The organism is Psychrobacillus antarcticus (assembly GCF_029533155.1).
Classification (GTDB): Bacteria; Bacillota; Bacilli; order Bacillales_A; family Planococcaceae; genus Psychrobacillus; species Psychrobacillus antarcticus.
Window position 1 is genome coordinate 1 of the sequence record NZ_JAIZDB010000052.1, and the last position, 15,425, is coordinate 15,425.

The window sequence follows — 15,425 nt, forward strand, 5'->3', positions numbered from 1 at the left end:
GGCCACACCCGTTCCCATACCGAACACGGAAGTTAAGCTCTTCAGCGCCGATGGTAGTTGGGGGTTTCCCCCTGTGAGAGTAGGACGTCGCTAGGCACCAAAAGAAAAGTCGTTACCGAGTTAAATCGGTAACGACTTTTTTGTAACTTGAAATAATAAGTTATGGGCTTTATAGTGGTTTTTCGATCAATTGAAGCCACTTAGAGTGAGGTTGACCAAGAATATCTGGCGGCAATTTAACTTTCACAGCCTCGAACACGGTCATTTAGCTCTTCAACACCGATAGTAGTTCGGGCCTCCCCTGTATAAAAATGAATGTATCTCTCTCTTGGTATCCCATCGCATGATTTATTAAAGTGATTTCAGTACACTTCTTCTGCAGCCTAATAAAGTGTATTTCTTGTGAAAATTACTATTTTTAATCTCAGAGACAATAGTTTATTTACATTACTAGTCTACTTAATAGAGCAAATCCTCTCGGAAATACATTAAATACTCAATTATTTAATTAATAAATTTACTAAAATAAATAGAATTATGACTATCATTAATAGAAGTGAGAAAAGTCCGAATAAATATACTATTTTCGGTTTCTTGACACTTACATGATGCGCTGATAACCTTGTAATAATATTTATTTAACAGAGGAGGAATTCAGCGAAATGTGGGAATCTAAATTTCAAAAAGAAGGCTTAACATTTGATGATGTTTTATTAGTTCCAGCTCAGTCAGAAGTACTACCAAAGGATATCGATTTATCGGTGCAACTAACTACTAAAATAAAATTAAATATTCCGATGATTAGTGCTGGTATGGATACTGTAACGGAAGCTAAAATGGCAATAGCTATGGCACGTCAAGGTGGGCTTGGAGTCATTCATAAAAATATGAGTATTGAAGAGCAAGCAGAACAAGTGCAAACTGTTAAACGTTCTGAAAATGGTGTAATTACAGATCCTTTCTTTTTAACTCCAGAACATCAGGTATATGATGCAGAGCACTTAATGGGGAAATATAGAATTTCTGGTGTCCCAATCGTAAACAATGAAAAAGATTTACTATTAGTCGGTATTATCACAAACCGTGATTTGCGTTTTATTCAGGATTACTCCTTAAAAATAGATGATGTAATGACGAAGGAACAATTGGTTACTGCTTCAGTTGGAACAACACTCATTGATGCTGAGAAAATTCTTCAACAGTACAAAATTGAAAAGTTACCTATCGTTGATGATAAAGGGATTTTAAAAGGCTTAATCACAATAAAAGATATTGAAAAAGTGATTGAATTCCCGAATGCTGCAAAAGATCATCATGGACGTTTGTTAGTAGGAGCTGCAGTCGGCGTTACGAAAGATACGATGCTAAGAGTACAGAAACTTGTAGAAGCACATGTAGATGTAATTGTTATTGATACAGCACATGGTCATTCTCAAGGTGTAATGGATACAGTAAGAGAAATCCGTACGGCATATCCTGAATTAGATATCGTTGCTGGTAATGTCGCTACTGGTGAAGCAACTAAAGCTCTATTTGAAGCAGGTGCCGATGTTGTCAAAGTTGGTATTGGACCTGGTTCTATTTGTACAACTCGTGTTGTCGCAGGTGTTGGGGTTCCTCAAATTACAGCTATATACGATTGTGCTTCAGAGGCTCGCAAGTCTGGTAAAACAATAATCGCTGATGGTGGTATTAAGTATTCAGGTGATATCGTAAAAGCGCTAGCTGCGGGTGGACATGTAGTTATGTTAGGTAGCTTACTTGCTGGTACAACAGAAAGTCCCGGAGAGACAGAGATTTTCCAAGGTAGACGTTTTAAAACTTATCGTGGAATGGGATCTATAGCTGCTATGGAAAAAGGTTCAAAAGATCGTTATTTCCAAGAGGATGCAAAAAAATTAGTTCCAGAAGGCATTGAAGGTCGTCTTCCTTATAAAGGTCCACTTTCTGATACTGTTCACCAATTACTAGGAGGTGTTCGTGCAGGCATGGGCTACTGTGGGACAGGAACACTTGAAGACTTACGAGAAAATGCACAGTTTATCCGTATGACTGGTGCGGGATTACGTGAAAGTCATCCGCACGATGTTCAAATCACAAAAGAGGCTCCAAACTACTCTATATCATAAGTAATCTCGGTTTCTTGAAACTTTTGCACCCATTCGTCGTCTTAAAAATAGGACGAATGGGTGCTTTTTTGTATGCAAGTGTCCTAGCGCTCTAAAGTATGATAAAATGAGCAGTGATTAATAAAAAGGTGGAGGTACGATAGTGGAGAAGGTTTGGATGACATCAATGATAAAGTGGATAATACTTCCGATGTTTCTTGTGTCAGTAGTATGTGGTATGCCTGCTGTTACAAAAGCAGAGGATCTTCTGAATTTAAATGTAGATGCAGCAATTTTAATCGATGCAGAAACAGGGAAAATTCTATATGAAGAGAATTCTGAGACAGCGTTAGGTATAGCGAGTATGACGAAGATGATGACGGAGTATTTGTTATTTGAGGCAATAGAAGAAGGTAAAGTAACATGGGACCAACAATACAATGTAAATGAATATACATACAAAATCTCTCAAGATCGTCGTTTAAGTAATGTACCACTACGTGAGGACGGTAGCTATTCTATTCAAGAGCTTTATGAAGCGATGGCTATTTACTCAGCAAATGCTGCTACTATTGCAATTGCTGAAACGATTGCAGGAACCGAAGAAAATTTTGTAAAACTTATGAATGAAAAAGCAGCCGAAATGGGATTAGAAGGATATAAGTTCGTCAATTCTTCAGGCCTAAACAATGCAGACTTACAAGGAATGCATCCAACAAGTACTAATGCATCTGATGAAAATATTATGCCAGCAAAATCAGTTGCTACTCTTGCCTATTATTTAATGAAAGATTTTCCTGAAGTTTTAGAAACAACGAAAATTGCGAAGAAAACATTCCGTAAAGGAACTTCTGATGCAATAGAGATGAGTAACTGGAACTGGATGTTACCAGGTTTAATATATGAATACGAAGGCGTAGATGGTTTAAAAACTGGAACAACGGAGTTTGCAGGTCATTCCTTTACTGCAACTGCTCAAAAGAATGGAATGCGTGTTATTTCTGTCGTAATGAAAGCAGTGGATGCAAATGGTAAAGGTAGTTACAAAGCTCGCTTTGACGCAACTAGAGCCTTACTAGATTATGGATTCTCCCAATTTTCTAAAGAAGAAATTGTTCCGGCAGGATTTAAAATTCCAGAACATGAAACATTAAAAGTAGAAAAAGGGAAAGAAGACACAGTAGCAATTGCTGTGAAGGACCCTATTTCTATCGTCATTAAAACAAATGAAAAAGAATTGTACAAGCCTATATTTACAGCAAGTAAAGAGACGCTTGAAGCAGATATTAAAAAGGATACAGTTGTTGGTAAAGTTCACTTAGAGAAATCTGAAGGAACTGACTATGGTTATATAATTGATAAAGCTGCAGAAACGGACGTAGTAACTACGGAGGCTGTGGAACGTGCTAGCTGGTTTAGTTTAATGTTCCAAGGGATTGGTAAGTTTTTCGGAAACTTATGGAGTAGCACAACAGACTTTATAGGTGGATTATTTTAAATAGCAAAAGCACTGTAGCTCATTAGAGTTACGGTGCTTTTGCTATTTCTAAGGCATGCATTAATTGATGAATGGAGGAGGCAACCTGATCTATCTTTAATCCTCCAAATCCTAGTACAAGCTTTGGAACTGTCTTCTCCTCTATTTCAGATGAAATATATTCTCCAAGAGCGTATATCCGAATGTCAGCTTGCTCCGCAAGATTTACTAGTTCTGTTTCTGTTTTAGTTGTTTGAATTGTTAACAATATATGCATACCTGCTTGTTCTCCAGATATTGTAACGGTTGGTTCGTATTGCATGATAGTTTTCGTAATAATTTCTAGTTTTCTCTTATAAATTTTTCTCATCTTATTCAAATGTTTTGCGAAGTATCCATCCTCCATAAAGTTTGCTAGTATATGCTGATCCATTCGAGGAACCGTAGCAGAATAATAGGAAAACCTCTGTTTATATTGTGAGATTAGCGATTTAGGTAATACTGCATAGGCCATTCGTAAAGAAGGCATTAGGGATTTAGAAAATGTGCTCAAATAGATGACCCGTTCATTCTGATCGATACTCTGAAGGGAAGGAATAGGCTTCCCTGTGTACCTAAACTCGCTATCATAATCATCTTCAATAATGTATCGATTATCCTGCTGGTATGCCCACGCAAGTAACTGGCTTCGTCGGGTTGCAGATAGTACTGCTCCTGTCGGAAATTGATGGGAGGGAGTTACATACATCACATTTACAAAAGACTGATCTAGTTTTGAGACTATGACGCCATCGTTATCTATTGGAATAGGTACTGATTTCCTACTATCTTTAAAAAATAAATGATGCGTAAGAGGGTATCCCGGGTTTTCAAATCCATACACTGCTTTATCTCCAAGTAAATGAATGAGGAGAGGCATAATTTGTTCAGTACCTGAGCCTAGGATAATTTGTTCAGGCGTACTTTTTACTCCCCTCGATTGAAATAAATAAGAAGAGATTTGCTGTCTCAACTCATAATCTCCTTGAGGATGCCCTAGCTGAAGTAAGTCTTTATTTTCATCATTTACAATGTCCTTCGCATATTTTCTCCAAGTTGCAAATGGAAATGAATCGGTATCAATTTTCCCTGGAGAAAGATCAACAGAAAAGGAAGGTATATCATTTGCTTCCTGCATGATGGAAGGGTTGTTCTGTTCAATAATAGCTAACTCCTCTAAATTTTGTACGAAATATCCACGTCTCGGTTCGGATGAAATAAACCCTTCAGCAACTAATTGGCTATAGGCAAATTCAATCGTCGTTTGACTGACAGCTAAATAATCAGCCAGTTTTCTTTTAGAGGGAAGCTTAACACCTTCTTCAATTGTTCCGTTAATAATTGCTTCTTTAATAGCACGATATAGTTGTTCATATAAAGGAGTTTTCGATTCTTGTATGAGCTGAAACATTAAGAAATCCATCATTTCTCCAATCTGACCACTACTATTGTTTTATTTTAGATACTTATTGTAGGGTCATATTTTATTATACTAAATTTTATAAAGATATTGGAATAAAATAAGGATCATAAAATCCGTTGTTAGGATTCCCTTTTTCTCCCGAATTAACAGAAGGTGAAGGAAAGTCTTGCAAAAGAAGTTTACGTATAGTAAAGTATGAGTAATTTCATGAATCAAAAACGATGATAGGAAGTAGTAACAAGCACGTTTTTTTAGAGAGTCAGCGGCTGGTGAAAGCTGATATAAACACTTGTGAATCCGTCCTTTGAGTTGTACGGCTGAATGATTAGTAGGTCGTACCGGTTGAAAAGCCGTTACAGTACAAGTAAGTGGATTCCGTCAATGACTGGATCAATCAGGGTGGCAACGCGGGTATGCTCTCGTCCCTATTTCATGGGATTGGGGCTTTTTTGTCGTTTTTTCGAAAATTCTAAAGGAGGAGTTTTAAATGTTAGATATAAAATTTGTACGAGATAATTATGAAACAGTAAAAGCAAAACTTGCTAAGCGTGGGGAAGATATTTCGGAGTTTGACCAATTCCAACCTTTAGACCAAAAGCGTCGTGAATTGATTGCAAAAACAGAAGTATTAAAGGCAGAAAGAAATGAGTTTTCTCAAAAGATCTCTTTGATGAAACGAAATAAAGAAAATGCCGATGACCTTATTGTACGTATGCGTGAAGTAGGGGATGAAATTAAAGCATTAGATGATGAGTTACGTGATGTAGAAGAAAAGTTTGAATATATGATGATGCGTATTCCTAATATCCCGCATGACAGTGTACCAATTGGTGATTCTGAAGATGATAATGTAGAAATATTTAAATGGGGGAAAGTTCCTTCATTTGATTTTGAAACGAAAGCGCATTGGGATATTGCGACAGATTTAAAATTAGTAGATTTTGAACGTGCTGCAAAAGTAACAGGAAGTCGTTTTGCGTTTTATCGTGGTCTTGGAGCAAGACTAGAACGTGGATTGTTAAACTTCATGATGGATTTACATTCAGAAGAACATGGCTATGAAGAAATGCTACCACCTTATTTAGCAAACCGTGCAAGTTTAACAGGCACTGGGCAGCTTCCAAAGTTTGAAGAGGATGCGTTCCTAATCGGAGAAGAAGATTACTTCTTAATCCCAACAGCAGAAGTACCTGTAACAAACTTTTATAGAGATGAGATATTAGATGGGGCGGAACTTCCTCAAGCTTTTACTGCTTATAGTGCTTGTTTCCGTTCTGAGGCAGGATCTGCAGGTCGTGATACTCGTGGGTTAATACGTCAACATCAATTTAACAAAGTGGAGTTAGTTCGCTTTGTGAAACCTGAAGATTCTTATGAGCAGCTAGAACTTTTAACTGGTCATGCAGAAAAAGTATTACAATTGTTAGGTCTGCCATACCGTAAACTTCATATGTGTACTGCAGATTTAGGATTTACAGCAGCGAAGAAATACGATTTAGAGGTCTGGTTACCAAGTTACGGTGAATATAAAGAAATTTCTTCTTGCAGTAACTTTGAGGATTTCCAAGCTCGACGTGCTGGAATTCGTTTCCGCCGTGAAGCTGGAGGGAAACCAGAGTACCTGCATACTTTAAATGGTAGTGGGTTAGCATTGGGACGTACAGTGGCGGCTATATTAGAAAATTACCAACAAGCGGATGGAACAGTAGTAGTTCCAGAAGTTCTTGTTCCTTATATGGGTGGAAAAACAGTTATTAAGTAATGAAGAGAAGAACCAGATTCGCTATAAAATGCGTTTCTGGTTCTTCTTTTGTTCGCGAAGATTACGAAAAAAATGAGTGAGAATACTACCGCATTCTTCTGCTAAAACCCCCTCTGTTACTTCACAGGAGTGATTAAATCTATCATCATTTAATAATCGGTAAAGAGAATCGACACAGCCCGCTTTGGGATCTCTTGCTCCATATACTACTCGAGGGATACGGGACTGTAAAATAGCTCCTGCACACATTGGACAAGGCTCTAAGGTAACATATAGAGTTGTGTCTTCTAATCTCCAATTTTTTAATGTTTTACAGGCCTCTTGAATAGCAAGTAGTTCTGCGTGTGTGGTCGCATTTAGGGTTGTTTCTCTTAAGTTGTAACCTGCTGCAATAACCTGATCTTTATGTACAATTACTGCACCTATTGGAACTTCACCAATGGCAGCTGCTTTTTTTGCTTCTTCTATGGCTAAATTCATATAATATTCATCCATCTAAATCGACTCCTTTTGCCTAGTGTAGCATGTTTTTTTGACAACTTGCATACTCTATGATGAAGGAGTGATGCATTGATCCATATAGTTAAACAGGGAGATAGTTTATATGCAATCGCCAAACGGTTCGGAACAACAGTGGAAAGCATTGTTACTATCAATGAAATCCCTGATCCTGATGTATTAGTACTAGGGCAAGCGCTAGTACTTCCATCAACGCCAAGTCCTAGTAGACCTACCATTGAAACGAATTTATACGTGGAATGGTATACTGAAATACCCTCAGAACGTGTGTTAGAACAAGTAGAAAAGGTGGCCACAAACTTAACGTACATGATGCCATTTACGTATGAAGTGCTACGAGATGGATCATTAACGAAGATGAATTGGGGTACATTAAGTGAAATTGCGAAAGAGCATAAGGTAGAAACAGTTATTGTAATAGCGAATATTGAAAATTATGCTTTTAATAGTTCCCTAGCTCATACTATTTTTACGGATGAAAAAGTAAAGATGAACTTGTTTGAACAATCGGTGGCAGAGGCAAAAAAAAGAGGAACTACTCATATTCATGTGGATTTTGAGTATATGGAACCTGATGACAGAGAAAATTACGTGAATTTTTTAAAGGAATTCAAAGAATTTGCAAAAGGGTATATTATATCCGTAACACTTTCTCCTAAAACAAGTGCAGACCAACCAGGTAAGTGGTATGAAGCTTTTGATTATAAGGCATTAGGTGAAGTGGCTGATTTTGTTGTCATTATGACTTATGAGTGGGGATATAGTGGGGGACCACCGATGGCAGTTTCACCCATTGGACCTGTTCGCAGAGTATTGGAATATGCAAAAACAGAAATACTTCCAAGCAAAATTATGATGGGGCAGAACTTATATGGATATGATTGGACTTTACCATATAAAGCAGGAAATCCAAGTGCTAAAGCATTAAGCCCGCAGCAGGCCATTCAACTAGCAAAGGATCGAAATGCTGCAATTGAATACAATCAAAATGCCCAGGCTCCTTTCTTCCGCTATTGGCAGGATGGTATCGAACATGAGGTATGGTTTGAAGATGCGCGATCTATTCAAGCTAAGTTTAAACTCTTAAAAGAACTGCAGCTACTAGGAATTGCATATTGGCACAGTGGTTTTGATTTCCCACAAAATTGGTACTTACTTCACGAAATGTTCCAAGTGAAGAAAAAATAGAGCAAATTAGCCTTTCCTTGGAAAGGTGTATTTGCTCTATTTTTCATTTTCGGCATGTGTTAAAATAGATGGTACGACTTGAAATCTTAGAGTGAGGTTAAACCTATGTCCATTCCATTTATAACGGTAGAAGGCCCAATAGGGGTAGGGAAGACTTCCTTGGCCAAAGCTATTGCCGCTAAATACAAATTTGAATTATTAAAAGAAATTGTAGATGAAAATCCTTTTTTAAATAAGTTTTATGATGATATTGCAGAATGGAGTTTCCAAACAGAGATGTTTTTTCTGTGTAATCGTTATAAACAATTAAGTGATATAGAGAAAAAATATTTATCGAAAGAACGTCCAGTTGTTGCGGATTATCATATTTTCAAAAATCTAATATTCGCGAAACGCACGTTGAGTGAAGTAGAATATGAAAAGTATGAATCAATCTATCAAATTTTGACGAAAGATATGCCTATTCCTAATATGGTCATATATATAGACGCAAGTATAGATGTACTTGTCGGACGAATTGATATGCGTGGAAGGGATTTCGAAAAAAAAATTAGCTCTGACTATTTAGAGCAGCTTTCAGCCGATTATCGCATATTTATCGATAACTTCGAGATAAAGCATCCAGAAGTACCCGTTCTTCGATTTAATGGAGATGAGATAGATTTTGTTCGAAATGGACAGGACCTACAAATAATATTAGATAAAGTAGATGCAACCTTACATAAAAGGAGTTATTAAACAATGAGTTTAAAAGAGAAGTATGGTATACCTTCTAATGCAGTTATAACAATTGCAGGAACTGTTGGAGTAGGTAAATCAACAATGACTAAAGCATTAGCAGAAGCATTAAATTTTAAAACATCTTTTGAAAATGTGGATACAAACCCTTATTTAGATCTCTTCTACGAGGATTTTACTAAATGGAGCTTCCATTTACAAATTTACTTTTTAGCCGAGCGGTTTAAAGAGCAAAAAAGAATGTTTGAGTATGGTGGAGGATTTATCCAAGACCGTTCTATCTATGAGGATACAGGAATATTTGCACAAATGCATAAAGAAAAAGGTACGATGGATCCAGTAGATCATGAAACGTATACGAGTTTATTTGAAGCTATGGTAATGACTCCATATTTTCCACATCCGAACCTACTGATTTATTTGGAAGGGACAATGGATGACATTATTGATCGAATTCATGATAGAGGTCGTCCAATGGAGCAACAAACCCCTATTTCTTATTGGGAGGAAATGCATGGGCGTTATGAGAAATGGATTGACGCATTTAATGGTTGTCCAGTACTTCGTTTGAATATCAATGATTACGATATTTTGACTAACCCAGACGATGTGGAAGCAATCTTAGAACGTATTGGTCATTTCATGGAACAAACTGCTAATATTCGCAAATAAATAAAATCCTCCTGTTAACTTAAACGGGAGGATTTTTAAGTTTTTCCAAAAAAAAGAAAGTAACGGAATTCGCTACCTTCTTAATATTCTGAACAATATATTGAAAGAAAAATTCGTTACAAATGTAACGAATTCAATCTCAAATTTATGCGTGTGTGTTTTTAAAATGGAGGAGGAAGAGGGATTCGAACCCCCGCGCGGTATGACCCGCCTGTCGGTTTTCAAGACCGATCCCTTCAGCCGAACTTGGGTATTCCTCCGAAGTAACAAGAATTAATTTATCATGGATAGATATGAAAGTCAATATATTTTTAACTGTTTTAGGCAAGGTGTTTTTTCTTGTGTGTTTCTAAAATAGGTAAGTGGATAAAATTTACTTGTATATTATCATTGATTTTTGTCTGTAAAAAAAGTATACTTGTAAATGCCGTGCTAGGTGGGAAGGTAGCGGTGTCTTGTAACTCGCAATCCGCTCTAGCGAGACTGAACTCCTTCTCTGAGGTTGAATACATGTAGGGTCTGGTATTTGCACGTGATGTTGACGTTTGGGTCTTGCGCAATGAGTACCCATGAACCATGTCAGGTCCGGAAGGAAGCAGCATTAAGTGGTGTTTACTCATGTGCCGCAGGGTAGCCTAAACCGAGTTAACGACAAAGGTGCCGCTTATGTGTTTCAATCGAAGGAAGGTGCACGGCATTAATTTTAAACTTCAACTCATTTGTCTAATTGACAAATGAGTTTTTTGTTTGAAAAAAAGAACTACTATATATAAATAAGCGAAGTCTAGTTGACTTTATGATATAATAGGTATCATTAACAACAAGAAAAGAGAAGGAGGGAAATGAGTGTCGTATCAAGCTTTTTACCGTGCTTATCGGCCACAATCGTTTGCGGAAATGTCCGGTCAAACGCATATTAAGCAAACCCTTCAAAATGCCCTCCTTTATAATAAAACAACACATGCGTATTTATTTTCAGGGCCACGTGGAACAGGTAAAACAAGTGCGGCAAAAATATTTGCTAAAGCACTGAACTGTGAAAATGGTCCAGCGAAAGAACCTTGCAATACATGTGAAACGTGTAAAAGTATAACGGTAGGGTCGAATACAGATGTCATTGAATTTGACGCTGCTTCTAACTCTCGAGTAGAAGAAATGCGTGATATTATTGAAAAAGTTCGATTTGCACCTTCTAATGCTAAATACAAAGTGTATATTATCGATGAAGTGCATATGCTTTCCACGAGTGCATTCAACGCATTACTGAAAACATTAGAAGAGCCACCTGCACATGCTGTGTTCATATTAGCGACAACGGAGCCACACAAAATTCCATTAACTATCATTTCTAGGTGCCAGCGTTTTGACTTTAAACGAATTACATCTGGTGATATTGTTTCTCGTATGGAGGAAGTATTAACCGATTCTAAAATTGAATACGATGTAAATGTACTGAAAATTATTGCACAAGCCGCCGCGGGTGGTATGCGTGATGCACTCAGTATGCTCGACCAGGTTGTATCATTTAGCGCAGGTAAAATGACGATTGAAGATGCTTTACTTGTAACTGGTTCTATTGGACAGGATGTCTTTTTTCAATTAGCAGATGCATTGATAGAAAAAGATATAGCAAAGGCATTAGCCAGCATTGAAAAGTTAATAGAAGATGGCAAGGATCCGGTTCGATTAACAGAGGATTTTATAACCTTCTATAGAGACTTACTTATTTTACTTGTTGCTCCAGAACAAACTGAATTACTTGAAATAGCAACGGGGGACTCTATGTTTTTAGAGCTTGCTTCAAAGTTTCAAGTCGATACCTTATACAAGGGTATTTCCATCTTAACGAGTACACAACAAGAAATGCGTTTCTCTAATCATGCAAAAGTGTATCTGGAAACAGCCATCATCCGGTTAGCGCATGTACCAATAGAAGGAACGTTCTCAAATGAAAGCAACTCGGAATTAGAAACAAAGGTAAGAGTATTAGAAATTCAATTAGAGCAGTTGCAACAGCAATTAAGTCAAGGGTTGATTCCACAGGCAAATACCGGAACACAAGAACATCCAAAACGCCAAAGACAAAAGTCATCTGGTGGTGTTAAAGTTTCTACTGGCCGAATACAAGAAATCTTGAAAACAGCCACGAAAACGAATATCCAAACGATTAAATCTCAGTGGGCGAATATTTTACAGCAATTACAAAAATCTCATGCTGCACTACTAAATGATGCGGAGCCAGTAGCAGCATCTTCTAATGCATTTGTGTTAAAATTCAAGTATGATATTCATTGTCAAATGGCAATGGAGAATAAAACATTTTCCACTTCATTTCCCCAGCTAATCGCCAACTTAACGGGAACAATGTATGAGGTTTTATACGTACCAGAGGAAAATTGGTTGAAAATCAGAGAAGACTTTATTAAACAAAATGGCTTGAAACAAAGTACTCAAGATGCTGAGGAAGAAAATTCTTCTGAAGCGACTGAATCGATGGAACTATTACAAACGATGTTACAGGTATCAGAGGATCCGCTGATTGTGGAAGCAGAGAAACTATTTGGAAAAGAATTTGTAGAAGTACAAGATAACTAAGGAGGAAAATAATTATGCGTGGAATGGGAAATATGCAAGGTATGATGAAACAAATGCAAAAAATGCAAAAGAAGATGGAAGAGGCACAAGAAGAACTAGCTACTCAACGATTTGAAGCAGTGGCTGGTGGTGGTATGGTGAAAGTTATAGTTTCTGGACAAAAGGAAGTACTAGAAGTAGAACTAGATCCAGCTGTAGTAGATCCAGATGATATTGAAATGCTTCAAGATTTAATCGTTATTGCTACTAACGACGCTATTAAAAAAGCAGAAGAAACAGCGAACTCCACAATGGGTCAATTCACGAAAGGATTGAACCTTCCTGGCATGTTCTAGGAGGAATAATAATGTATTATCCTGAACCGATATCAAAACTAATTGATAGTTTTATGAAATTGCCGGGGATAGGGCCGAAAACAGCGGCCCGACTGGCTTTTTTTGTTTTAACCATGAAAGAGGATACTGTTTTAGACTTTGCGAAAGCTTTAGTAGATGCTAAACGAAACTTAAGTTTTTGTTCTGTATGTGGGCATATAACAGATATTGATCCTTGCCATATATGTCAGGATCAGCAAAGAGATCCATCTTTGATCTGTGTGGTTCAAGATACAAAAGATGTAATTGCATTGGAAAAAATGAGAGATTATAATGGACGATACCACGTACTTCATGGTGCAATTTCTCCGATGGATGGAATTGGTCCGGAAGATATCAATGTACCTACGCTTTTGAAAAGGTTACAAAATACAGAAATAGAAGAACTAATACTAGCAACTAATCCTACAATTGAAGGAGAAGCAACGGCAATGTATATTTCACGCCTTGTCAAACCGTCTGGTATTAAAACAACAAGAATTGCTCATGGATTACCTGTCGGTGGAGATTTAGAGTATGCAGATGAAGTAACATTGTCTAAAGCTCTAGAAGGTCGCCGAGAATTGTAGGGGGATCGGTAAATGTGATGTTTTCTAAAAAAGGAAAACTAAAAAAAGAATTTGATGAGCAATTCGTAACTCTCATGAAAGAAACAAAGGCAGAGTGGCATCAAGCTCAGTTAATAGAAGACTATTTAAATGACTATGATTTAGATGCAGTTGCTAAAAGGAAAATGACAGAAAGTATTCACTTCTATCTATATAAAGAAGCGAAAATTCGGAATGTCGTTCTAAAATAGAATAATAGATGTACTAGCTACATATAATGATAGATATGATTTTATGGAGGGGTAACGCATGAAGTTTATTATCATTATATGTTCGCTAGTACTGATATCTTTTTTATTATTTCGAAATTCATTTCCAAAGTTTTTTGAGGGTATATCGATTTTATTATTTCGTCTAGGTTTTTCTGTTCTTTTGTTATATGGAGTACATTTATTGATGGGTTCAGTAGGTTATGCAATACCAGTGAATTTGTTTACAGGTGCTGTTGCAGCTACGTTAGGCATACCTGGAGTAATCTCTATTGTAGCGATTTCTATGTTAATATAAAAAAGTTTTGAAAAAGTGTTGACTTTATAATGCAGAGCGAGTAATATTGTAGAAGTCGCCAAGAGGTAAAGTATTCCGGTAGACAACATGAACATTGAAAACTGAACATGCAAAACGTTAAGACATACAGCTTGATAGCTAACTTAGTTAGTTTGATAGCAAAATAATTTTTGACATCATTTAATGATGATGCCAGCAAAACAAATGAGCTTTTAAACTAGTTCTAATTTGTTACCTTTCGAAATGCTTCGCAGATCGGAAGGTAACTATTATGGAGAGTTTGATCCTGGCTCAGGACGAACGCTGGCGGCATGCCTAATACATGCAAGTCGAGCGAATGACGAAGAAGCTTGCTTCTTCTGATTTAGCGGCGGACGGGTGAGTAACACGTGGGCAACCTGCCCTGTAGATTGGGATAACTCCGGGAAACCGGGGCTAATACCGAATAATCCATTTCCTCTCATGGGGAGATGTTAAAAGACGGTTTCGGCTGTCACTACAGGATGGGCCTGCGGCGCATTAGCTAGTTGGTGAGGTAACGGCTCACCAAGGCGACGATGCGTAGCCGACCTGAGAGGGTGATCGGCCACACTGGGACTGAGACACGGCCCAGACTCCTACGGGAGGCAGCAGTAGGGAATCTTCCACAATGGACGAAAGTCTGATGGAGCAATGCCGCGTGAGTGAAGAAGGTTTTCGGATCGTAAAACTCTGTTGTGAGGGAAGAACAAGTACGAGAGTAACTGCTCGTACCTTGACGGTACCTCATTAGAAAGCCACGGCTAACTACGTGCCAGCAGCCGCGGTAATACGTAGGTGGCAAGCGTTGTCCGGAATTATTGGGCGTAAAGCGCGCGCAGGCGGTCCCTTAAGTCTGATGTGAAATCCCACGGCTCAACCGTGGAAGGTCATTGGAAACTGGGGGACTTGAGTACAGAAGAGGAAAGCGGAATTCCAAGTGTAGCGGTGAAATGCGTAGAGATTTGGAGGAACACCAGTGGCGAAGGCGGCTTTCTGGTCTGTAACTGACGCTGAGGCGCGAAAGCGTGGGGAGCAAACAGGATTAGATACCCTGGTAGTCCACGCCGTAAACGATGAGTGCTAAGTGTTAGGGGGTTTCCGCCCCTTAGTGCTGCAGCTAACGCATTAAGCACTCCGCCTGGGGAGTACGGTCGCAAGACTGAAACTCAAAGGAATTGACGGGGGCCCGCACAAGCGGTGGAGCATGTGGTTTAATTCGAAGCAACGCGAAGAACCTTACCAGGTCTTGACATCCCGCTGACCGGCCTAGAGATAGGCTTTTCCCTTCGGGGACAGCGGTGACAGGTGGTGCATGGTTGTCGTCAGCTCGTGTCGTGAGATGTTGGGTTAAGTCCCGCAACGAGCGCAACCCTTGATCTTAGTTGCCAGCATTC

The 15,425-nt window shown here is 38.2% G+C and carries 13 protein-coding genes, 1 tRNA gene, 2 rRNA genes, 1 other RNA gene and 1 other annotated feature; of the genes, 14 read left to right on the top strand and 3 right to left on the bottom strand.

Going from position 1 to position 15,425, the window contains the following annotated elements:
- From rrf to LDK52_RS19375, 3 genes are all read left to right on the top strand, one after another.
- A 5S ribosomal RNA gene (gene rrf / locus LDK52_RS19365) occupies positions 1-96 on the top strand; the annotation flags it as partial.
- Between the two features lie 566 nt (positions 97-662).
- The gene (gene guaB / locus LDK52_RS19370) at positions 663-2,129 is read left to right on the top strand and encodes an IMP dehydrogenase (RefSeq protein WP_277587559.1); all 1,467 of its coding nucleotides are present in this window, start codon (positions 663-665) and stop codon (positions 2,127-2,129) included.
- A gap of 142 nt (positions 2,130-2,271) precedes the next feature.
- Positions 2,272-3,606, top strand: a complete 1,335-nt coding sequence (locus tag LDK52_RS19375; RefSeq protein ID WP_407081840.1) for a serine hydrolase — start codon at positions 2,272-2,274, stop codon at positions 3,604-3,606.
- A gap of 28 nt (positions 3,607-3,634) precedes the next feature.
- Here LDK52_RS19375 and pdxR read toward each other — a convergent pair whose 3' ends face one another.
- Positions 3,635-5,047 (bottom strand): MocR-like pyridoxine biosynthesis transcription factor PdxR, encoded by a 1,413-nt coding sequence (gene pdxR, locus LDK52_RS19380; RefSeq protein ID WP_277587560.1) that lies wholly within the window; start codon positions 5,045-5,047, stop codon positions 3,635-3,637.
- A gap of 212 nt (positions 5,048-5,259) precedes the next feature.
- Positions 5,260-5,477, top strand: a binding site (T-box leader).
- A gap of 57 nt (positions 5,478-5,534) precedes the next feature.
- Here pdxR and serS point away from each other — a divergent pair.
- On the top strand, positions 5,535-6,809 hold the full coding sequence (serS, locus tag LDK52_RS19385) for a serine--tRNA ligase (protein WP_277587561.1): 1,275 nt from the start codon (positions 5,535-5,537) through the stop codon (positions 6,807-6,809).
- A 21-nt stretch (positions 6,810-6,830) separates the two neighbouring features.
- On the opposite strand, the gene tadA is transcribed toward serS, so the two are convergent.
- Complete coding sequence (gene tadA / locus LDK52_RS19390; protein WP_277587562.1) at positions 6,831-7,304, bottom strand: tRNA adenosine(34) deaminase TadA; 474 nt, start codon at positions 7,302-7,304, stop codon at positions 6,831-6,833.
- Between the two features lie 75 nt (positions 7,305-7,379).
- On the opposite strand from tadA, the gene LDK52_RS19395 reads away from it, so the two are divergent.
- The 3 genes from LDK52_RS19395 (at position 7,380) to LDK52_RS19405 (ending at position 9,926) form a co-directional block, all read left to right on the top strand.
- The gene (locus tag LDK52_RS19395) at positions 7,380-8,516 is read left to right on the top strand and encodes a glycosyl hydrolase family 18 protein (RefSeq protein ID WP_277587563.1); all 1,137 of its coding nucleotides are present in this window, start codon (positions 7,380-7,382) and stop codon (positions 8,514-8,516) included.
- A gap of 105 nt (positions 8,517-8,621) precedes the next feature.
- Positions 8,622-9,254, top strand: coding sequence for a deoxynucleoside kinase (locus tag LDK52_RS19400; protein ID WP_277587564.1), 633 nt, complete (start codon positions 8,622-8,624; stop codon positions 9,252-9,254).
- Between the two features lie 3 nt (positions 9,255-9,257).
- Positions 9,258-9,926: a deoxynucleoside kinase gene (locus LDK52_RS19405; RefSeq protein WP_277587565.1), complete on the top strand. Its 669-nt coding sequence runs from the start codon at positions 9,258-9,260 to the stop codon at positions 9,924-9,926.
- A gap of 167 nt (positions 9,927-10,093) precedes the next feature.
- On the opposite strand, the gene LDK52_RS19410 is transcribed toward LDK52_RS19405, so the two are convergent.
- A tRNA-Ser gene (locus tag LDK52_RS19410) sits at positions 10,094-10,186 on the bottom strand.
- Positions 10,187-10,353: 167 nt separating this feature from the next.
- On the opposite strand from LDK52_RS19410, the gene ffs reads away from it, so the two are divergent.
- The 7 genes from ffs to LDK52_RS19445 all read left to right on the top strand — a co-directional run.
- Positions 10,354-10,621: signal recognition particle sRNA large type (gene ffs / locus LDK52_RS19415), an RNA gene on the top strand.
- 151 nt (positions 10,622-10,772) lie between these two features.
- Entirely contained in the window at positions 10,773-12,521 is a 1,749-nt protein-coding gene (gene dnaX / locus LDK52_RS19420; RefSeq protein ID WP_277587566.1) for a DNA polymerase III subunit gamma/tau, read from the top strand.
- Between the two features lie 14 nt (positions 12,522-12,535).
- On the top strand, positions 12,536-12,856 hold the full coding sequence (locus LDK52_RS19425) for a YbaB/EbfC family nucleoid-associated protein (RefSeq protein ID WP_093538738.1): 321 nt from the start codon (positions 12,536-12,538) through the stop codon (positions 12,854-12,856).
- Positions 12,857-12,867: 11 nt separating this feature from the next.
- Positions 12,868-13,464, top strand: a complete 597-nt coding sequence (recR, locus tag LDK52_RS19430) for a recombination mediator RecR (RefSeq protein ID WP_277587567.1) — start codon at positions 12,868-12,870, stop codon at positions 13,462-13,464.
- Positions 13,465-13,481: 17 nt separating this feature from the next.
- Positions 13,482-13,694, top strand: a complete 213-nt coding sequence (locus LDK52_RS19435) for a YaaL family protein (RefSeq protein ID WP_320415375.1) — start codon at positions 13,482-13,484, stop codon at positions 13,692-13,694.
- 58 nt (positions 13,695-13,752) lie between these two features.
- On the top strand, positions 13,753-14,010 hold the full coding sequence (locus LDK52_RS19440) for a pro-sigmaK processing inhibitor BofA family protein (RefSeq protein ID WP_277587569.1): 258 nt from the start codon (positions 13,753-13,755) through the stop codon (positions 14,008-14,010).
- Positions 14,011-14,278: 268 nt separating this feature from the next.
- Positions 14,279-15,425, top strand: a 16S ribosomal RNA gene (locus tag LDK52_RS19445); the annotation flags it as partial.